15 protein-coding genes are annotated in these 20628 nt (G+C 74.1%); 4 read left to right on the top strand and 11 right to left on the bottom strand.

The window, feature by feature from the left end:
* A partial coding sequence (locus ACEQ2X_RS23790) for a glycosyltransferase family 4 protein (RefSeq protein WP_370328377.1) occupies positions 1-867 on the top strand: 867 nt, incomplete at its 5' end.
* Here ACEQ2X_RS23790 and ACEQ2X_RS23785 read toward each other — a convergent pair.
* Positions 800-1708, bottom strand: coding sequence for a glycosyltransferase family 2 protein (locus ACEQ2X_RS23785; protein ID WP_370328376.1), 909 nt, complete (start codon positions 1706-1708; stop codon positions 800-802). The genes ACEQ2X_RS23790 and ACEQ2X_RS23785 overlap by 68 nt on opposite strands.
* Positions 1709-1866: 158 nt before the next feature.
* On the opposite strand from ACEQ2X_RS23785, the gene ACEQ2X_RS23780 reads away from it, so the two are divergent.
* Both ACEQ2X_RS23780 and ACEQ2X_RS23775 read left to right on the top strand, forming a co-directional pair.
* Positions 1867-3477, top strand: a complete 1611-nt coding sequence (locus ACEQ2X_RS23780; RefSeq protein WP_370328375.1) for a right-handed parallel beta-helix repeat-containing protein — start codon at positions 1867-1869, stop codon at positions 3475-3477.
* 96 nt (positions 3478-3573) lie between these two features.
* Complete coding sequence (locus tag ACEQ2X_RS23775; RefSeq protein ID WP_370328374.1) at positions 3574-6087, top strand: cell wall-binding repeat-containing protein; 2514 nt, start codon at positions 3574-3576, stop codon at positions 6085-6087.
* Here ACEQ2X_RS23775 and ACEQ2X_RS23770 read toward each other — a convergent pair.
* Positions 6016-7392 carry an O-antigen ligase family protein gene (locus ACEQ2X_RS23770; RefSeq protein WP_370328373.1) on the bottom strand — a complete coding sequence of 459 codons (1377 nt, stop codon included), beginning with the start codon at positions 7390-7392 and terminating at the stop codon, positions 6016-6018. The genes ACEQ2X_RS23775 and ACEQ2X_RS23770 overlap by 72 nt on opposite strands.
* A 78-nt stretch (positions 7393-7470) precedes the next feature.
* Between ACEQ2X_RS23770 and ACEQ2X_RS23765 the strand changes: the two genes are divergently transcribed.
* Positions 7471-8502 carry a hypothetical protein gene (locus ACEQ2X_RS23765; protein ID WP_370328372.1) on the top strand — a complete coding sequence of 344 codons (1032 nt, stop codon included), beginning with the start codon at positions 7471-7473 and terminating at the stop codon, positions 8500-8502.
* Between the two features lie 149 nt (positions 8503-8651).
* Here ACEQ2X_RS23765 and ACEQ2X_RS23760 read toward each other — a convergent pair whose 3' ends face one another.
* From ACEQ2X_RS23760 to ACEQ2X_RS23720, 9 genes are all read right to left on the bottom strand, one after another.
* Entirely contained in the window at positions 8652-10244 is a 1593-nt protein-coding gene (locus tag ACEQ2X_RS23760; protein ID WP_370328371.1) for a lipopolysaccharide biosynthesis protein, read from the bottom strand.
* Positions 10241-11392 (bottom strand): glycosyltransferase family 4 protein, encoded by a 1152-nt coding sequence (locus ACEQ2X_RS23755; RefSeq protein ID WP_370328370.1) that lies wholly within the window; start codon positions 11390-11392, stop codon positions 10241-10243. The genes ACEQ2X_RS23760 and ACEQ2X_RS23755 overlap by 4 nt, the downstream gene beginning before the upstream one ends.
* A gap of 32 nt (positions 11393-11424) precedes the next feature.
* Positions 11425-12513: a glycosyltransferase family 4 protein gene (locus ACEQ2X_RS23750; protein ID WP_370328369.1), complete on the bottom strand. Its 1089-nt coding sequence runs from the start codon at positions 12511-12513 to the stop codon at positions 11425-11427.
* Positions 12510-13304: a WecB/TagA/CpsF family glycosyltransferase gene (locus tag ACEQ2X_RS23745; protein ID WP_370328368.1), complete on the bottom strand. Its 795-nt coding sequence runs from the start codon at positions 13302-13304 to the stop codon at positions 12510-12512. Before ACEQ2X_RS23745 ends, ACEQ2X_RS23750 begins: the two co-directional genes overlap by 4 nt.
* Before the next feature lie 3 nt (positions 13305-13307).
* Positions 13308-14273, bottom strand: a complete 966-nt coding sequence (locus ACEQ2X_RS23740; RefSeq protein WP_370328367.1) for a GDP-L-fucose synthase family protein — start codon at positions 14271-14273, stop codon at positions 13308-13310.
* A complete protein-coding gene (locus tag ACEQ2X_RS23735) occupies positions 14270-16006 on the bottom strand; it encodes a Wzz/FepE/Etk N-terminal domain-containing protein (RefSeq protein WP_370328366.1) in 1737 nt (578 codons plus the stop codon). The genes ACEQ2X_RS23740 and ACEQ2X_RS23735 overlap by 4 nt, the downstream gene beginning before the upstream one ends.
* Positions 16007-16049: 43 nt before the next feature.
* Positions 16050-17111 (bottom strand): GDP-mannose 4,6-dehydratase, encoded by a 1062-nt coding sequence (gmd, locus tag ACEQ2X_RS23730; protein ID WP_370328365.1) that lies wholly within the window; start codon positions 17109-17111, stop codon positions 16050-16052.
* Positions 17112-17121: 10 nt separating this feature from the next.
* On the bottom strand, positions 17122-18459 hold the full coding sequence (locus ACEQ2X_RS23725) for a UDP-glucose/GDP-mannose dehydrogenase family protein (protein ID WP_370328364.1): 1338 nt from the start codon (positions 18457-18459) through the stop codon (positions 17122-17124).
* Positions 18460-18526: 67 nt separating this feature from the next.
* Positions 18527-20587, bottom strand: a complete 2061-nt coding sequence (locus ACEQ2X_RS23720) for a DUF4012 domain-containing protein (RefSeq protein WP_370328363.1) — start codon at positions 20585-20587, stop codon at positions 18527-18529.
* Positions 20588-20628: the final 41 nt, after the last annotated feature.

Genomic DNA, 20628 nt, shown 5'->3' with positions numbered 1-20628 from the left:
CTCGTGCTCGCCGCGCGGCCGGTCGGCCGCTGGGCGGTGGTGCTCGCGTGGGAGGGGTCGTCCCCCAGCGTCGACTTCCGCAGCTCGCCGCGCCGGCTGGCCCTGCGCCGCCGGATCGCGGCCGCCGCGGACGCGGTGATCACGAACTCCCCCCGCGGACGGGACTACCTCGTCGACGTCCTCGGCGTCGACCCCGACGCGGTCGCCACCGCGCCCTCCATGGTCCCCCATCCCCCGGCCCGGCCCGCCGCGGCGGGGACCGGCGACGGCCGCCTGCGGCTGCTCTGCGTCGGCCGGTGGGAGAGCCGCAAGGGGATCCTGCAGCTGCTCGACGCGCTCGCGGCCCTCGACGAGGCCGACCGGCGCCGCATCCACCTCGAGCTCGTCGGGGACGGTCCGCTGGCCGAGCAGGTCGTGGCGGCGCGGACCGCCCTCGGGCTCGAGGACGTCGTCGACCTGGTCGGCTGGGTGCCGTACGAGGAGATCCCCGGCCGGATGGCCGCCGCGGACCTGCTGTGCTTCCCCACGCTCGAGGACACCTGGGGCATGGTCGCCCTGGAGGCGATGGCCGCTGGCACGCCGGTCCTGTGCTCGGTCCACGCCGGCGTCCACCCGCACGCCGACCCCGACCTGGTGATCGATCCCCACGACACCTGGGGGACCGCCGCGGTGCTCCGGCGCCTCGTCGCCGATCCCGACGACCTCGCCCGGCGAGGTCAGGCCGCCGCGGCGCGGATGGCCGCCCACACGCCGACCGCCGCGGCCGAGCGGCTGCTGGCCGCCGCCCGACGGGCCCGGGTCAGCCGCGACGCCGACGGCCGGCGTGCGCGGAACGGGCCTCGACCCGCTGACGGCGCCCGCCGCTGAGCGCGTCGGCGAGCACCCACAGACCCCGCCGCAGGTACGGCGACAGCCAGTACGCCGGCCAGGCCGGGCCGGCCCAGCGCCGCGCGAAGGCCCGCCACTCCTCCGGCGGCAGGTGCTTGACGCCGCGCAGCCGGCGGAGGTCCGCCCGCCCCTCGCCGGTGGTGGTGAACCCGGGGTTGGTCGAGCAGCGGCCGAGGGGGCGCGGCGCCACCCACACCGCGCACCCGACCCGGCGGGCGCGCAACCCGTAGTCGTAGTCCCCCATCCCGTGGGTGTAGCGCCGCGAGAGCGTCCCGACCCGCCGGGCCACGGCGCGCGGCACCAGGACCGCGTTGCCGTTCATCGTGTCCGCCTCGATCGGGCGGCCGTCGGGCACGACCGGGTCGAAGCGGAGGCGGCGGACGGGGTCCTGGCGCACGCCGGAGTAGTTGACCGCCCCGCTGTCCGGGTCGGTGATGGCCCCCGCGACGATCGCCGGCGTCGTCGCCGTGACCACGGCCGCGTGGGTGTCGATGAGGAGCCGGAGCGCACCGGGGTCGAGCAGGGTGTCGTCGTTCAGCCACAGGTAGAAGTCCGGGTCGCCGTCCCACGCCGCCGCCCAGGCCGCCCGCATCCCCCCGTTCCAGAACAGCTCGCCGTCCCCCTGCAGGATCCGGACGGCGGGGAACGCGGCGCGGACGGCGTCGGCGGTCCCGTCGCTGCTCCCGTCGTCGACCAGGACGACCGACACGTCGACGTCGTCGACGTGCGCCTGCGCACCCAGGGCGCGCAGGCAGGCGAGGGTCGTGTCGCGACGGTCGTGCACGGTCATCAGCACGGTGACGCGGACCCGCTGCTGCACACCTCGCTCCTCTGCTCCAGGTGACGGTCCAGGAGTCTCCCACGCCCACGACACCGGACGGGAAACCGCTCACCGTACATGATCAACACCGTCCGTGTCATTACCAGAAGTGAGGTTTGCGGCTCAAGTCCTGCGCAGCGTGATCCGTTCTTCGGGGCATGGACCGCTCCGCAACCGACCGCCACCGCGTCCCGGCGCTGCTCGCCCTCATCCTCGTCCTCGCCCTCGGCCTGGGTGTGACCCCCGCCGCCGCGCAGGGGCACTTCCAGCGCCCTGGCGCCGCGACCCCGGAGGTCGACGAGCGCTCCGCGGCCGTCCAGCCGCAGGCACCCGTCCCCGCCCCGCCGCGGACGGCCGACGAGGTCGTCGTCGAGGTCGGCCAGGACGTCGCCGCGGTCTTCGAGGCGCACCCGGCCGGCACGCGCTTCCGCATCGCGAGCGGCGTGCACCGCGCCCAGGTGATGCCGGTCGAGACCGGCGACGTCGTCACGGGCGACGACGGGGCCGTGCTGGACGGGACCGTCCCCCTGCCGGCGTCGGCGTTCCGGCGCAGCGGCAGCACCTGGGTGGCCGGCGGGCGCACCGAGCAGGTCTTCACCGACACCGGCCGCCCCGACGGCCTGATGCACGGCGAGATGGTGGAGGGGCACGCCCGCGACGCGGCCAACCACGACCTCTGGGTGGATGGCGTGCGCGCCCGCCACGTCGCGACCCGCGCTGAGGTGTCCGGTCCCGGGACCTGGTACTTCGACTACGCCGCCGACGAGGTCATCACCGGCGCCGACCCGGCGCGGCACACCCTCGAGCTCGCGACCGCCTGGTGGGCGGTCCGCTCCGAGGCCGACGACGTGGTCCTGCAGCACCTGACGGTGCGCCGCTACGCCTCCCCCGCCCAGCACGGGGCCATCCACATCGACGGGGAGGGCTGGACCGTCCGCCACGTCACCGCGACCGAGAACCACGGGGCCGGGATCAAGCTCGGCGCCCGCACCACCCTGCGGGACTCGCGGATCACCGCGAACGGCCAGATCGGCGTCACCGCCTGGGGCGGCGCCGGCATCGTGGTCGAGCGCAACGAGATCGCCCACAACCGGACCCTGGGCTACAACTGGGGCTGGGAGGGCGGCGCGACGAAGCTGAAGGGCACGGTCGGCGCGGTGTTCGCCGACAACTGGGTCCACGACAACGACGGCCCCGGCATCTGGTTCGACATCGACAACGTCGACGCCGAGATCACCGGGAACGTCGTCGAGGGCAACCTGTGGCTCGGGATCCTCTACGAGATCTCCTACGGCGCGCTGATCGCCGACAACACCGTCCGCGACAACGGCGCGGCCGCCTACGGCGACCTGGGCGCCGGGATCTGGGTCTCCAACAGCCGTGACGTCGAGGTGCGCGGCAACGTGCTGTACGGCAACCGCATCGAGATCCTCGCCTCACACGCCGACCGCGGCGCCGGCGCCCACGGCCGCTACGAGACCACCGGGCTCAAGGTGCACCACAACGCCGTCGAGATCGGTCACCTCCCCGTCGGGCTGCGGGTCCACACCGCCGAGCGGGAGCTGTACACCAGCCGCGGCAACACCTTCTTCGCCAACCGCTACCACCTGGTGGACGGCGCCAGCGAGTTCTGGTGGGACGGGGAGCGGACCGCCGACGGCTGGCGGGCCCTGGGCTTCGACACCGATGGGACGTTCACCCGCGGACCGGCCGACATGGGCCTCCACACAAGCTTCCAGTCCGGCCCCTACGGGCACCTGACCAGCTGACTTGCGCACCTGACCACGGGCGGCGTGCAAGTCAAGCACGCAGCCCTGTACGAACGGTGGGCCTCGGAGGGGTCCGCCGTCCGTATGGTGTCGTCGATGACCTCCCCCCTATCCGTGCGCGGGCGCGCGCACACATCGCTCTTGCTCCTGCTGTCCGCCGTGGCCCTCGTCCTGACCGCGATCCCGGCCGTGCCGGCCGCCGCGCAGGGGCCGCACTGGAGCGTCGAGCGGTTCGAGGCGGCTGACGGCACGGGGACCAGCGTGGTCGCCGCCCGCCGCCTGTGGCCGGCCCCGCGGACGGTCGTCATCGCCCGCGGCGACGAGTTCGCCGACGCGCTGGCCGCCGCACCCGTGGCCGCGGTACTCGACGCGCCGCTGCTGCTGACGGACTCCGGCCAGCTGCCCGCCCACGTGTGGGAGCAGATCGAGCACTACCACGCCGACCGCGCGGTCATCATGGGCGGCAGCGCCGCCGTCGGCGACGGGGTCGTCGCGCAGCTCCGGGACGAGCTCGGCATCCTCGACGTCGAGCGGATCCAGGGCCCCAACCGGTTCGAGACCGCCGCGGCCGCCGCCAGCTTCGTCCGGGCCAACGGGGGCACGGCGGACCCGATCGTCGTGCGGGGCGAGGGTGCCGGCCACATCGGCGGCTGGGAGGACGCGATGGCCGTGTCCCAGCACGCGGCCATGCTCGCCGCCCCGATCCTGCTCACCCGGCCCGACTCCCTGCCCGGGGTGACCAGGGCGCGGTTGGCGGAGCTCGCACCCGACGGGGTCACCGTGGTCGGCGGGACCGCCGCGGTCAGCGACGGCGTCGCCTCCGAGCTGGGGTCGATCGCCCCCGTCCAGCGCCTCGCCGGCCCCTCCCGGTACGAGACCTCGACCGCCGTCGCCGACGCGACGCTGGCTGCCGGCGCCGACCCGTCGCGCGTGTTCCTCGCGCCCGGCACGAACTGGCAGGACGCGCTGGTCGCCGGCGCCACCGCGGGGGCGCTCGGCGGCGTCCTGCTGTACGCCAACCCGCACGTGTGGGACCCGTCCTGGGGCCGGACGTGGCTCCTCGACCACGCCGCCGACATCGACCAGGTGATCATCGTGGCCGACCGGTCGCGGCTGAGCACCGACGTCGACTTCGAGCTCGGCGACCTGGCGAACCCCCAGCCGGCGCCGCAGATCCCCGGGAACGCGATCCGCATCCAGCCGGGCGACGACGCCGCCGCGATCGTCGAGGCGGCGCCGCCCGGGTCGACGTTCGCCTTCACCTCCGGCCTGCACCGCGGCGTGCACGTCGAACCGCGGGACGGCGACACGTTCGTCGGCGAGACCGGCGCGCTCCTGTCCGGCGCAGTGCCCGTCGACACCTCCGGCGTCCAGGCGTCCGGGTCGACGTTCACCATCCCCGGCATCACCGTCGAGCCGCCCATGCCGTCCTACGACGTCGAGATGGAGGCCGGCCGGGAGGGTGAGAGCCGCGCGGTCGACCTCTTCGCCGGCGACCGCCGGCTGACGCAGGTCGGTGACCCGGCCGCCGTGACCGCACCAGGCCTGTGGCACCTCGACACCGACGACGACCGCATCGTCATGTTCGACGACCCGCGCCAGCTGCCGCCGCTCGAGCTGTCGGTCACCCACACCGCCTTCGCGTCGACCGCCGCGGACGTGACCGTCCGCGACCTGCGGATGGAGCGCTACGCGACGCTGGCCAAGCAGGGGGTCATCGACGCCCACATCGGCCGGAGGTGGGTCATCGACCGGGTCCACATCTCGGAGTCCCACGGACCCGCGATCCGCACCGGGTACGGCGCCGTGGTGCGCAACTCCCGCCTGGTCCACAACGGGCAGATCGCGATCGGCGGCGGGGACCGCCTCCCCGACGGCTCGCAGGCCCCCGTGCTCATCGAGAACAACGAGATCGCCTACAACGGCGAGATCGGCTTCCTCTGGGCGTGGGAGGCCGGCGGCGCGAAGATGACCAGCGCGCTGCGGCCGCGGTTCGTGAACAACTGGGCCCACCACAACCGCGGGCCCGGCCTGTGGTGCGACCTCGACTGCCAGGACCCCGAGTGGACCGGGAACCTGTCCGAGCACAACGACTGGGCCGGCATCCTGAACGAGGAGACCTACGGCGGGCTGATCCAGTCGAACGTCCTGCGCGCGAACGGCGTGTTCGCGGTCGGTGACACCGGCGCCGGCCTGTGGATCTCGAACTCCCCCGGCGTCGAGGTGGCCTGGAACGTCATGGAGGCGAACCGGCTGCCGCTCGTCGCGTCCCACAACGGCATCGAGCCGGGTCGCCACGGCGAGCTCGGCATCTTCGACCTGCACGTCCACGACAACGACATCCGCGTCGACGCCCAGCTCCCCGGCATGCGCGTGACGACCGGTGAGGTCGACCGGTACCACCGCGACGACATCCGGTTCGAGGGGAACGTCTACCGGCTGAACGACGCGCGGCCCGCGCACTTCTGGGCCGGCCGCTCGGTCGGGGTGGAGGAGTGGCAGTCGGAGTTCGGCAACGACCTCCAGGGCACCTTCCTGTCAGCCGACGTCGACGCGACCTTCAGCCCCCCGCAGGCCTTCGACCGGGTCGCCTACGGCCCCGTCGGCTGAGGCCGGCGGGACCAGGACGATCCCGCGCGCGGTCCCTGAGGTCGCGCACGCCACCGCGATCGCGAGGCCGATCAGCAGGCCCTGCTCGGTCTGCAGGTTGTAGGGGACCCCGTAGGTCGCGCACACGAGGGTGATGACCAGGAGGGTGCCGGCCGCCAGCGGCGCCGCGCCGTCCTCGCCCAGCCGCCGCGCCAGACGTCGGACGGCCCAGGCCACCGGCGCCACGACGAGCCCCAGCCCGAGCACCCCGATGCGGAGCCCGATCTCGAGGTAGAAGTTGTGCGGCGGGACGGTGACGTCGAAGCCGGCCGACACCGACCGCAGCCAGCCGGTGCCGTACGGCAGGCCGAGCAGGACCTCGACGGGTCCGCTCTGGCGGCTGGCCGTGGCGATCAGGTCCGCCCAGCCGGACGTCCGCCACTCCCACGTGTTGGAGTCCGCCGCATCGGTCTCCGACGCCCGCGCGACCAGGGCCCCCGTGTCCAGCGTCGTCAGCGCCGCGATGCTGAGCAGGACGCCGCCGACGACGACGACGGCCACCACCCGCCGGTCGAGGGCGTGGCGCAGCCACACCACGGTGGCCGCGGTCCCGAGCAGCGCGACGGCCCAGACCGAGCGGTGCTGCAGCACGACGACCGTGCCGGCGAACGCCAGGGCCATCAGCCGGTCCGCCCACCCGGCCCGGCCGGTCACCAGCCGCGGCAGCACGATCAGGTACGCGATCGCGATCGCGAGCGAACCGGAGGCGTACAGGACCCGCAGCCCGCCGAAGTCGGGGATGTACCACCCGCCGCGGAGGGGGATGTCGAAGACCACGATCCCCCAGCGGATCACGGCCAGGACGACGAGGCCCCCGGCGACGACCAGCCACCCCCGCGCGAGCCGCGCCCGACCGGCGGCGTCGACGGGTGCGAAGGAGCCGAGGAGCACCCCGCCGAGGAAGTACAGCGTCTCGCGCGCCTCGTTGATCGCGGCCGGCAGCCCGAACTGGGCCGCCCCGCGGGCGATCGAGATCCCGACCAGCGCGAGGGCCAGGCAGACCAGCAGCTGCGGGGTCCGCAGGGCGGCACCGCGGAGCAGCCAGGCGGCCAGGACGACGCCCACGAGGACCGTGACCACGTCCTCGGGGTAGACCGCGATCCCGCCGACCTCGAGCCGCGGGAGGGGCTGCACGACCTCGCGGACGACCACCCCGCCGGCCACGATCAGCCACGGCAGGTCGCGGCGCAGCAGGGCCCGGTCGATCACCACGAGGCCGACCAGGCCGAGGACGGCGACGGCGACCAGCTCGAGCGCTGCGGACATGGCCGCCCAACCTATGCCGCCGGGTAGCCTTCGGTCGCCGTACGAGACGGAGGACGCACCCTGATCCGCCCACCCCGCGTGCTGCTGCTGCCGAACGAGGTGGACGACTCCCCCGGCCAGGTCCAGCGCGGTCCGCGCGACGCCCTCGCCGCCCTGGCGGCCGACGGCAGGGTCGACGCCGTGGAGGTCGTCTCGTTCCTGCAGGTCCGCGCCGCCGACCCGGACGGCTGGGCCGATCACCTCGTCGACGTGGCCGAGGGGTTCGGACCGGACGTGATCGTGTGGCAGCACGTGGAGGAGGGGCCGCTGCCCACGTCGCTGCCGGCGCGGTTGGCGGCGGTGTCGAGCCGCCCGCTGCTCGTCTACCAGGACGGCGACGCCTACGGGGTGCTGCGCAAGCCGATCCCCCCGGCGATGGCGACGGTGGTGGCGGCCGCCGACCTGGTGCTGGCCGCCGGCGGCGGGGCGATCGCGCGGGCCTACCGGCGCGCCGGCGCCGCGCGGGTCCGGTTGATGCCGCCCGTCGTCGACGCCCGCTTCGCCGGCGGGTGGGAGCCCTCGGACGCCAGGCCCGACGAGGTCGTGATGATCGCGAGCCGCGTCGCGACCCGGGTCCCGGCGATCCCCGCGCTGCCGGGTGGGCTGTCCCGCGACCGGCTCGTCCGCGGCCTGCACCGCGCGTTCGGTGCCGGCTTCGCGCTCTACGGGCGGGGGTGGGACTCGCCGTCCGCCCGCGGACCCATCGCCTACACCGAGCAGCACCGGGTGCTCCGCGACGGGTGGGTGTCGGTCGGGTGGAACCACTTCCCGCGGGCGGCGTTCGCGGCCTCCGACCGCCTGCCGATCGCCATGTCGGCCGGCGTGGTGCACGTCACCAACCGGATCGTGGGGGCACCGCGCTGGCTGGCCGAGTGCCCCGGGGTGCTGATGGCGGGGACACCGGGCGAGGCCGTCGAGCTGGTCCGCATCGCCCTGTCCCTGCCCCGGGACGAGCTGATCCGGATGGGTGAGCAGGCCCGGGAGGTCGCGCTCGAGCACCTCGACCCCGTCCGGGTGTGGGCGGGGGCGCTCGACGTGGTGGACCGCCTGCGCGGCCACCTCCGGTCGTGAGGCGGGGCGTAGGGGGTACGTCATCGGACGACCGGGTGCTCAGATCTGGGGTTCAGCTCCGCCGGCGCGCTCAGCGCTCAGATCTGGGGTCCAGCGCGGCCGACCTGGTGCTCGGATCTGGGGTTCAGCTCCGCCGGCGCGCTCAGCGCTCAGATCTGGGGTTCAGCGCGGCCGACCCTCAGGACGGCCAGCACGGTCCGCATCGTCCGCCCGCCGCCGGCGTCGGCCAGCTCGAGTCGCTCGACCCGCTCGTCGCGGATCCGGCGGCGCGGTCCGTACCAGAACCCCCACGCCAGCACGGCGCCGCCGACGACGATCTGGAGCATCAGGACCAACGCCGTCGGCAGGCCCAGGCGGCCGCCGACCGCGGTCCACCCGGCGATCGCGCCGGCGGTGAGCGCGGCGGTCACCGCCGGGGCGAGCAGCGCCGCGGGCTGTGATGCCGCCGGCAGCCCGAGCTGGCGGGCCATCAGCGCCCAGTACCCGATCAGGCGGACGACCTGGGCGATGACCATCACGACGGCGAACGCCTCGAGACCGTCGTCGCGGACGACCACGAAGCCCGCGGCCAGCACCGCGAACGTGGCCACCTGGATGACGAGCTTCTGCCACAGCACCGCGAGGGCCTCGCAGACGATGGCCGCGTAGTGGACCAGCATCATCAGGGTGGCGTGGGCGGCCAGGAGCGGCAGCACCGCGGCGGCCCGCTCCCACTGGTCGCCGAGGACGACCGCGACCAGCTCGTCGCTCGCCACCGCGGCGCCGGCGGCGGTCGGCAGCAGCAGCGCAGCGGTCACCCGCAGGGACGTCATGTAGGCCACCCGGACCCGGACCCGCTCGGCCTTGATGCGGGCGACGGCGGGGAACAGGACGTCGGTGAGGGCGTTCGAGATCTGGATGAACGGCAGGTCCACCAGGTACGCCGCCCGGGAGAACTGCCCCAGCGCGGCCTGCCCCCGCAACCGGCCCACGGCGGCGACGGGCAGCTGGCCGCTCACGTACTCGACCGCACCGACGATCGAGACCTGCGAGCCGAAGGCGTACATCTCGGCGAGCGACCTGCGGGCGAGGAGCGGCCGCATCGGGTGGCGGGCCAGCACCAGGCTGCCGACGCCCTCGATGGCGGCCTTCGACACCGCCGCGGCCACCAGGCTCCACACCCCGAAGCCGGCCACGGCCGCACCGATCCCGATCACCAGGTAGCCGACGGCGAACGAGCCGAGGTCCAAGAGGGCCACGGCCTTGAAGCGCAGCTCGCGGCGGAGGACGCTCGTCGCGGTGATCCCGATGGCGTTCGCCAGCAGGAGCAACGCCAGTCCGCGGGTGACGCCGACGACGTCGGGTTCGTCGAAGAGCACCCCGACGAGCGGCGCGGCCAGGACCAGCCCGCCGGTCAACGCCGCGCCGAGGAGCAGGCTCGAGGTGAACGCGGTCCGCTGGTCGGCGACGTCCAGGTGGGTCTTCTGCACGACGGCGCGGCCGACGCCCAGCTCGGACAGGAACTGGCCGCCGATCAGGACCGCCTGGGCGCTCGCCACCAGCCCGAAGGTGTCCGGGGGCAGCAGGCGGTTGATGACCGAGGTGTAGGCGAGCTGGGCGACCAGGCCCGCCAGGGTGGCCGCGAACGTCCAGCTGAACCCGGTGAGGGTCCGCCGGGTCAGGTTCGGACCGTCCGGAGTCGGACCGGTCGGGGTGAACGCCTCGCCCTCGACGGGGTGGCGACCCTCCGGCGGCGTGGTCACGACCCGGCCGCTCTGCGGTAGGCCGCCAGGTACCCCTCGGCCACCACGGGCATCGCGAAGCGCCGCCGGACGTGCGCCAACCCGGCGGCGGACAGCTGCTCCCAGCGGCGGCGGTCGCTCAGCAGCCCCTGGACCGCGAGGGCGATCGCCCCGGGGTCGTCGACATCGGCCAGGACGCCGGCGCGCCCGTCGTCGAGCACCCACGGCACCGCACCCGACCGGGCGCCGGCGACGACCGGCGTGCCCTGGGCCATCGCCTCGGCGAGCACCATCCCGAAGGACTCCTCCCGGGCGGGGTGGACGAAGACGTCGCAGCTCGCGAGCGCGTCGAGGACCCGGTCGTAGGGGAGCACGCCGGCGAAGGTGACGTCCTCGTCCAGGTCACGGGCACGGGCCCACGCCTGCGCCACACCGCCCGGCTCGTGGTCGGCGCCGACGAGGACCAGTCGGCTCGGCACCCCGGCAGCTCGCAGCCGCCCGTGGGCCCGGAGGAGCGAGGTGGTGTTCTTGCGCCGGCTGAACCCCATCGCGATGCCCAGGAGCGCCGCCCCGCTGCCGCGCGTCCGCGGCCGGTCGGCGATCGCGTCGGCTGCCACCCCGTTGGGCACCACGTGGGCCCGGCCCAGGCCGGTCCGGCGCAGCTTCGCGGCCAGGTACGGCGAGGGCGTGGTCATCGCCGGACGTCGGAGGTGGACGCGGGCGTACATGCCCAGGCGGACCACCCGGTACGGGTCGGGCTGGTAGCGCAGGACCGCCGGCGCCCAGTCGTGGACGGTCAGGACCAGCGGGTCGTCCGCGGCACCACCACGGCCGCGGTGCGCCTGCGCGGCCAGGGCGTACTCATACGACCAGTGCGGGTTCCAGACGTCGACGCGCGCGCCCGCCAGGGCGTCGGCCAACCAGCGGCGCTCCGCGGCGTAGGCGTCACGTCCCCGTCCCGACGTGCGCTGGGGCAGGTAGGTGACGGCCAGCCCCTCCCCCCGCACGTCGTGGCGTCGCCGGACCGATGGGTCGAGGGTCCAGACGCGCACGTCGTGCCCCGCCCGGACGAGCTCGGCGACGAGGAGGGTCACGGGGTACCCGCCGTTGCCGGGCGGTGCGTCGTCGTCCGGGTCGTCGAGGAGGGGTCTGAGCTCCCGCGTCGACACGGGACCGAGGATGCCGATCCGCACGTCGACGCCTAGGTCTCGCCGCGGTACAGCCCGGCGAGCTGGGCCACGGCGCGGCGCGGGTCGACGGCTGCGCGGAGGGCGGCGGCGTCGCCGTCGGGCCGACCGCCCTCCAGGAGGCGGCGCACGGCGGCGGCGATCGCGACCGCGTCGGTGCCGTCCGCCCAGCTGACCGGAGGGCCGTAGCGCCGCAGCACCGACTGCCCCGGGGTGTCGGTCAGCACGGCCGGCAGGTCGGTGACGAGCGCCTCCATCGCCGAGATGGTCATGCCCTCGTGGAAGGACGGGGAGATGTAGGCGTCCGCGGCGTGCAGGGCGGGCAGCGGGTCGGCGAGCCGACCGAGGAAGCGGATGCGGTCCGCGACCCCGTGGGCGGCGGCGGCCTGCTGCTCGGCGGCGGTGAGGGGGCCTTCGCCGCCGTGCAGCCACAGGACGTCCAGGGGCAGGTGCGTCAACGCCTCGATCAACCCGACGTGGTTCTTGAAGTCGTGGCAGTTCGCGACGGTCACGAGCGCGACGGTGCCGTCGGGGACGTCGAGGGCGGCGCGGGCGCGGCGCCGGTCAGCCGCCGACGGGGGGGTGTAGTGGTCCACGTCCACCCAGTTCTCGATGGTCGTGGTCCGGTTCGCGAAGCGGCGGCGCTCGTTGGCCGCCACGTCCTCGGACACCGCGACGAAGGTGACCCCGGCGGCGCGGAGGGCGGCGCGCTGCAGCGTCCGCTCGACCCGGAGGAGCCCGTCGAAGGTGAAGCTCTGGTGGACGTGCTGGACGACCCGGGCCCCCGTCGACAGGGCGACCGCGTCGATGTAGGCGTTCGCCCGCTCGACGTGGGTGTGCACGACGTCGTAGCCCTCGCGGCGCAGGAACGGGCGCAGGCGCCGGAAGAACACCGCCGCCGGGTCGAGCGGCAGGTGGCCGGTGCGGTACCCGGCGCGGGCCATGGGCGCCGCGTACTCGCCGAGCTCGGGTCCGGTGGCCAGGACGTCGCAGGTGATGCCGTGCGCCGCCCACATGGGGCCGAGGACCCTGAACGCCGTCTCCGCACCCGAGTACCGGAGCACGTCGAGGAGGTGCAGGACGCGGAGGGGCCGGCCGCTCATCGCCCCACCCCCGCCTGCCGCGAGACCGTCCGCAGCCGCGCGGCGGCGAGCTGCCGGGCGAGGAGCAGGAGGAACAGCGGGTTGTTGACCAGGTAGCGCGACGCGAGCCGCGTGGGCTCCTGCGCCCAGCGGTACGCCCACTCGAGCCCGCGGTCCTGGATCCAATCGGGTGCCTGGGACACGACGCCGGCGTGCATGTCGAACGCGGCGCCGACGGCCAGCAGGGTGGTGCCGCCGAGTCGGTCGGCGACGCGCTGGACGAACAGCTCCTGCTTCGGCATGCCGAGGCCGACCCAGACGTGCGTGGCGCCGGACCGGGCGATCGCCGCGACGTCGGCTGCCTCCTCTGCCGGTGTCAACGGCCGGTAGGGCGGGCTGTGCCACCCGGCGATGTCGATGTCGGGGGCCATCGCCCGGAGGTTCGCGACCAGGCGCGCGAGCACGTCGGGGGACGCGCCGTACAGGTAGTGCCGCCAGGGCCTGTCCGGTGACCGGCGGACAGCCATCTCCATCAGGTCGGGGCCGTAGACACGCCCCTGCGCGGGGTGGCCGAGCCGACGGGCCGCCCACACCAGCGGCATCCCGTCGGTGGTCGCGACGTCCATGGCGGCCAGAGCCCGGGCGACGACGGGGTCACGCCGGGCCGTCATCACCGAGTGGACGTTGCAGAACGCGACGGTCCGGGCTCGCGGGCCGTCGACCGGCTCGTCGAGCCACACGAGGAGGTCGGCGTAGCTGGTGGTGTCCAGGTGCACGCCGAGCACGTCGACGCCGCCGCGGCGTGCCGCCACCGGTCAGTCCCGACCGCGCTCGACCGACTCGACCGCGTCGCGGTTCGCCCGCCACCACGCGATCGTCTCGGTGAGCCCCTCGCGGAAGCCGATGCGCGACGTGAACCCGAAGCGCTCGGCGGCGCGGCCGGTGTCGAGCTTGCGGCGCGGCTGCCCGTCCGGCTTCGACGTGTCCCACACCACCTCGCCGTCGAACCCGGTCAGCTCGGCGATCAGCTCGACGAGCTGGCGGATCGTGATCTCCTCGGCGCTGCCCAGGTTCACCGGGTCGGGGTCGTCGTAGCCCTCGAGGGCCAGGACGATGCCCCGCGCGGCGTCCTCGACGTGGAGGAACTCGCGGCTCGCCGCGCCGGTACCCCACGCCTCCACGCGGTCGAGTCCGCCGTCGGCCGCCGCCGTGAACTTGCGGATCAGGGCGGGGATGACGTGGCTGGAAGCGAGGTCGAAGTTGTCACCCGGCCCGTACAGGTTGACCGGCAGCAGGTAGATCCCCCGGAACCCGTACTGGTCGGCGTAGCTCTGCAGCATGGTGAGGAGCGACTTCTTCGCGATGCCGTACGGGGCGTTGGTCTCCTCGGGGTAGCCGTCCCACAGGTCGTCCTCGCGGAACGGCACGGGCGTGAACTTCGGGTAGGCGCAGACCGTGCCGACCTGCACGAACTTCGTCACGCCCTGCACGCGGGCGGCCTCGATCAGGTTCAGGCCCATCATCGCGTTGGCGTAGAAGTACCGGCCGGGGTTGTCGCGGTTCGCGCCGATCCCGCCGACCTCCGCGGCCAGGTGGACGACCACGTCCGGTCCCACGTCGGCGAGGTGCGCCTCCACCTCCGCCTGCCGGGTGAGGTCGACGTCGGCGCGACGGACGACCACGACGTCAGCCCCCGCGTCCGCCAGCCGACGGCACACGACGCGGCCGAGGAAACCCGCGCCGCCGGTCACGAGGACCCGGGCGCCGGAGAGCTCCGTCACGAGCCCGCCCGCGTGGGGGGAGGGGTGGATCCGACGGCGTCGTCCGCCGGCCGGTCCGCGTCGTCCTCCGCCGTCCGGTCGGGCAGCCGCCGGGGTCCCGCGGCGGGGCCCGGGCGATCAGCGGGCCGCTCCGGGGCGGCGGCGCGGTCACGGCCGCCGGGCAGCAGCCGGCGGGTGCCGTCGACGTCCTCGCTGACGTCGTAGCCGTAGCCGTACGCGCCGGCGGTGGTGGCGTCGGAGCGGTTGAACACGTAGCCGAGCAGCGGTGTCGACACGAACTTGAGCCGCTCGCGGACCTTCTGGAGCTCCGACACCGGGGTGCCCTGGCTGACCACGATCACCATCGCATCGACCAGCCCGGCGGCGATCGTCGCGTCGGCGACGGCCAGCAGCGGCGAGGAGTCGACGATGAGCAGCTCGGCGGACGCGTCGATCGCCGCGACCGCGCGGCGGAACGCGTGGGTGCGGAGCAGCGCGGCCGGGTCCCCGCGACGTCGCCCCGCGGTGACGATGGGGATCTGGGACTGGTCGCTGAAGCGGTAGCGCCGCATGACGTCGCTCGGCTCGAGGTCCATGGCGGCGAGGTCGCTCAGCCCCTCGCGGTCCTCGGCGCGGAGCACCTTCGTCAGCCCGCGGGCGCGGATGTCGGCGTCGACCAGGACCACGCGGCGGCGGTCGCGGGAGGCGGCGATGGCCAGCTGCAGGGTCGTGGTCGTCTTGCCGTCGCCGGGCAGCGTCGAGGTGATCAGGAGCGACGACCCGTCGACCTCGGCGAGGGCGAACTCGATCGAGGAGAGGACGAACTCGTAGGCCTCCGCCGCCGCGGGGTCGATGCGCAGCATGTCGTTCAGCGCGTCGTCGCTGCGGGTGCGGAACAGGGGGACCTCGCCGAGGAGGGGGACCCCGAGGACGGCCTCGGGGTCACGCCGGGTCATCACCCGCTGGGAGCGCGCGGCGTACCAGTACGCCCACGCCGCCACGCCCACGAACCCGAGGAACGCCACGACCAGCGCCATCAGCCGCGGCCGCGGGGCGGCGGGCTCCTCGGGGGCCTCCGCGGCCTCGAACAGGTACACCCCGTCACCGCGGCTGAGGTACTCCCGGCTGGTCGCCCTGATGTCGGACTCGAGGCTCTCGAGCTGGCTGGACAGCGTCTGCACGCGCGTCTGGGCCGCCACGCTGTCGGGGTCGGTCTCGAGGACGTCCTGCTGGGCGTCGATCTCGGTCCGGATGGCCGCGGCCTCGTCCTCGAGGCTCGCGACGGCGTCCTGGGCTCGCTCGCTCTCGGTGGACGCGCGCAGCGTGCGGTAGGCGTCAGCGATCGCGTTGGCCAGTGCGGCGGACCGCTCGGGGTCCTCCGCGGAGGTGGTGACGGTCAGGGTCAGCTGGTCGGCGGCCGCGCGGATCTGGAGGGACTCGCGCAGGTCCCGGAGGGTGGGCGGGTCCTCGACCGCGTCCAGCGCGGCGAGCAGCACGGTCTGGGAGGACAGCAGGGCCGCCTGCTGGGGGACGTACTCGTCGATGGCGATCGACGGGCCGAACTGCTCCCCCGGCCCGACCGCGGTGTTGGGGTTCGTGAGGATCAGCGAGGCCGTCGCCTCGTAGCTCGGCGCCTGCTGGGCGCTGACGAGGTAGCCGAGGGCGCCGGACACGACGACGACCAGCACGACCACGACGCGGTGGCGCCACAGCGACTCGATGAGCGTAGGGCCCTGCCTGAGCTGTTGCTCCATCCGGCCCGAGCGTAGCTGATGCGCCGCGGGCACCGGCACCCGCTCAGTCGCCGGGTCGGCCGGTCTGCCACTCGATGGTGCCGAGGCCGGCGTCGACCAGCGCCTTCTCCCGCTTGGCCAGCTCGAGGTCGGCGGTGACCATCATCTCCACCAGCTCCGCGAACGACGTCCTGGGGGTCCAGCCCAGCACCTCACGCGCCTTGGTCGCATCGCCCAGCAGCTGATCGACCTCCGCCGGTCGCAGGTACCGCTCGTCGGTCCCCACGTGGGCCTCCCAGTCCAGGTCCAAGAGGCCGAAGGTCGCCTCGGCGAACTCCCGCACGCTGTGCATCTCCCCCGTCGCCACCACGTAGTCACCCGGCTCGTCGCGCTGGACCATCAACCACATCGCCTCGACGTAGTCCCCCGCGAACCCCCAGTCCCGCCGCGCATCCAGGTTCCCCAGGAACACCTTCTCCTGCAGCCCCAACGCGATCCGCGTCGCCGCCCGCGTGATCTTCCGCGTCACGAACGTCTCACCCCGCCGCGGCGACTCGTGGTTGAACAAGATCCCGTTCGAGCAATGCATCCCGTAGGACTCGCGGTGGTTCACCGACTGCCAGAACCCGTACACCTTCGCACACCCGTACGGCGACCGCGGGTGGAACGGCGTCGACTCGGTCTGCGGCACCTCCGCCACCTTGCCGTACATCTCCGAGCTCGACGCCTGGTAGTACCGCGGGCAGTCCTCGCCCAGCTGACGACACGCCTCCAACAGCTTCAACGTCCCCAGCGCGTCGGCGTCCACGGTGTACACCGGGTTCTCGAAGGACACCCCGACGTGGGACTGCGCCCCCAGGTTGTAGACCTCGTGGGGCCGGACCTCCCACAACAACCGCGACAACGAGTTCGCGTCCGTCAGGTCCCCGTAGTGCAGGAACATGCGGGCGTCCTCGAGGTGCGGGTCCAGGTACAGGTGGTCGATCCGCTCGGTCCCGAACGTCGACCCCCGCCGCACCAGCCCGTGCACCTCATAGCCCTTGTCGAGCAGCAGCTCGGCCAGGTACGAGCCGTCCTGGCCCGTGATGCCGGTGATCAGCGCCCGCTTGCCGTCCACGTCCGCCACGTGCGCCGCCTCAGACGCCGGCGGCGGGGATGCGACGGCCGACGCTGGCGACCTGCAGGCCGGCGTCGAGCAGCGCAGTGGGGTCCCACACGTTGCGGGCGTCGACGACGACGGGGTACTCGAGCCACTCGACCAGCTGGGCGGGGGCGATGTCGGCGTACTCGGGCCACTCGGTGGCCACCACGACGGCGTGGGCGCCGCGGATCGCGTCCTCCGCGGACTTGCACAGCTGTACCTGGTCCTCGCCCCAGCGGCCCTGGACGTGTCCCAGGGCGACCGGGTCGTGCAGCCGGACCCGCGTGCCCTCGGCGACCAGCGCGTCGACGACCTCGAGCGCCGGCGCCTCGCGGATGTCGTCGGTGTGCGGCTTGAACGCCACCCCGAGGACCGCGACCTCCTTGTCACCGATGTTCCACAGCAGCCGGCGGAGCTGGCCGACGGGCCACTGCTTGGCGTCCCGGTTGATCCGCTCGGTCTCGCGCAGCAACCCGAAGTCGTAGCCGATCTCCGCGGCGATGTGGATGAACGCCTCGACGTCCTTCGGGAAGCACGACCCGCCGTAGCCCAGCCCGGCGTTGAGGAACGGCCGGCCGATCCGGACGTCGTGGCCCATCGCGTCGGCCACGGTGTGGACGTCCGCGCCGGTCATCTCACAGATCCGCGCCACCGCGTTGATAAAGCTGATCTTCGTCGCGAGGAACGCGTTCGACGCGTGCTTGATCAGCTCCGCGGTCTTCACGTCCGTCGCCACGTACGGGCAGTCGTGACCGGACAGCAGCGGCTCGTACAGCCGCCGCATGACCTCGTGGCCGCGCGCGGAGTCCGCCCCGACCACCACCCGGTCCGGGAACAGCGTGTCCTGCACCGCCGACCCCTCCCGCAGGAACTCCGGGTTCGACACCACCTCGTGACGCGAGGAGCCCCCGGCGCTCTGCGCCTGCAGCGCCAGGGCCTGGCGGATCCGCTCGCCGGTCTGCACCGGCACCGTCGACTTCTCCGCCACCACCGTCGGCGTCGTCGCGTGCGTCGCCACCATCGCCGCCGCCGCCTGCACGTAGGTCAGGTTCGGCGCCCCGTCGGCCTTCATCGGCGTCCCCACGCAGATGAACACCACATCGACGTCCGCCAGCGCCTCCGCCGGGTCGCCGGTCACCCGGATCCGCCCCTCGTCGATCCCGCGCAGCACCAGCTCCTCGAGGCCCGGCTCGTGGAACGGCACCGACCGGCCCCGCACCGACTCGACCTTCGCCGGGTCGTTGTCGAACCCGACGACGTCGTGCCCCCACTCGGCCATGCACGCGGCCGTGACCAGCCCGACGTGCCCGATGCCGATGACCGCAACCCTCATCTGTGACTCCCCGGTGGTCGAGTGACTGGTGGTCGAGGACCGGCGGTCAAGGCTAGACGCCGGACGCTCAGGGGGCCGGTGAGAAGGTGAGCTCGAAGTCGAGGTCGCGATCGACCTGCCACTCGACCCTGACCTCGGTCCCGTCGACCTCGAGCCCCTCCGGCACGGTCGCGAGCTCGTAGCCCTCCGGCACCTCGACGACGATCTCGAGCGTGGTGGGCCGGACCACCGGCTGGTGGTCGTAGTGGAGGCGGTAGACCCGGTCCTCCCCCTCCTGCGTCCACGCGTCGGGGGTGGTCCGGGTCCAGATCAGCTCCCGCGACTGGCCGGCGGGCAGCTGCATCCAGGTCGAGCTGACCCCGAAGCCGAGCTCGGTGCCCGCCTCGGTCTCGAGGTCCCGTGCGCCGTCGTCGGGGCGCTCGTGGATCGCACAGCCCGGCGCGCAGTAGACGCTGACCAGGCTGAGGGCCTCCCCGAACTCGAAGGGCGTGTTCTCCGGCCCGAAGCCGATCATGTACGGCGGTTCGCCGCTGGTCGGGGCGGTGTTGGTGAACCCGGCTGACAGGATGCTGGCCGCGGTGCCGTCCGGACCCAGCGCCACCTCGTAGCGCAGGTGCCGCTCGAGCCAGTACTCGACCTTGTAGTTGACCCCGGAGTTCAGGAACACGGCGAGCAGGTCACCGGCGGCTGCGTCCCCCAGCTCGGCGACGACGTCGAGGGCGGCGAGGACCTCCTGCTCCTCCGGGTGGGCGGAGTGGACGCGGATGCTCTCGCGGCCGATCATCTCGCCCAGCGCGCCGACCAGGTCGGCGGGCGGTGAGTCGGGGCTGGCGAGGAACCCCTGGAGCGCCGCGGTCGCGACCTGCCCGATCAGGCGCTTCCGCTCGTCGGGGTCGGTGACGGTCACGTAGGCGTCGTGGGTCACGAACTCGACGACGTCGTCGGCGGTCAGGGTGCCGTAGCTGCCGAGCTCGACCGGTCCCGACAGCTCGAGCAGCGAGCGGAACGCGAACGGGTCGACCAGGATGACCCCGTCGACGGGCTCGTCGAACTGGGCCTCGTGGTAGGCCTCGATGGCGGTGGCCGCCGAGGGGAAGTCGGGGGTCATGTTCAGGTTGAGGAAGAAGCCGCTGCCCCCGTCGCGGCCATAGCGCTCCTCGAGGGACTCATCCGGCCACGGCAGCCGGCCCGCGGGGATCGTGGGGAGGTCCTCGGTGATGACGACCTCGCCGAAGGACAGCTCGCCCTCGACGGCCTGCATGACCGTGTAGGCGCCCAGGAAGCCGCCGCTGCCGCGGGACTCGGTCGGGTTGGCGGCGGCGACCACGTAGCGCCGGGGTCCGTCGGCGCCGAACATCGCCGGGATCACGTCGGTCAGGTCGATGGCCGTGGCGATCTGGTCGGCGGCGTCCGCGACCTCCCGGACGAACGTGTCGCGGGCGTCCACGATGCTCGGGTGCAGCCCCTCGGGCGCGATGGCGGCGACGTCGTCGAGGGCCGCGGCGATGCGCTCGCGGGCGTCGACCAGGGTGCGGCCGAGGTCCGCGATGGCGTCCACGGGCACCCGGCCGTCGACGGGCGTCAGCGCGCCGGAGCCGCCGCCGTCGACGTCGACGGCGTCGGTGACCTGCACGCCCGCAGCCGTCACCGACTCGGCGGCCGCGGCCACCCGCTCGACCGCGTCGAGGTCGTCCCCCAGGCCCGGGACCCAGCGGGCAGGGAGCACGAGCGGGCTCGAGACGCGGCTCTCCACCGACGCGAAGGTGTCCTGGGCCACGCGGAGGCGGCGGGCGGCCTCTGACAGCTCGCCCTCGTCGATGGCGGTGAACACCCCGGCGAGCTCGTCCCGCGCGGCGGTCAGGTCGTCGCGCACGGAGGTGAGCTGCAGCCACGCGAGGACGCCCCACACGGCCAGGACCACGATCGCGGCCGCGAGGACCGCGAGGGCGATCCGCGGTCCCCGACCGAGTCGGGGTCCGGCGCGGCGGGGCGCCTCGTCCTCGCGGGCCTCGGCGCGGCGGGCGGCCCGCCGCGCCGCCCGGGGGCGTCGGGGCTCGGCGGGCTCCCCACCCGAGACCGCCTCGAGGTCGACGACCTCGAGGTCGCCGTGTGGGTCGCGCTCACCCATCGCCCGCTGCCGCCTCCATGGCCGCCCACGGTCCCGCCCGG

This window comes from Euzebya sp. (assembly GCF_964222135.1).
Classification (GTDB): Bacteria; Actinomycetota; Nitriliruptoria; order Euzebyales; family Euzebyaceae; genus Euzebya.
The sequence above is the reverse complement of the archived record's forward strand: the minus strand, read 5'-3'. Positions and strand labels throughout refer to the sequence as shown.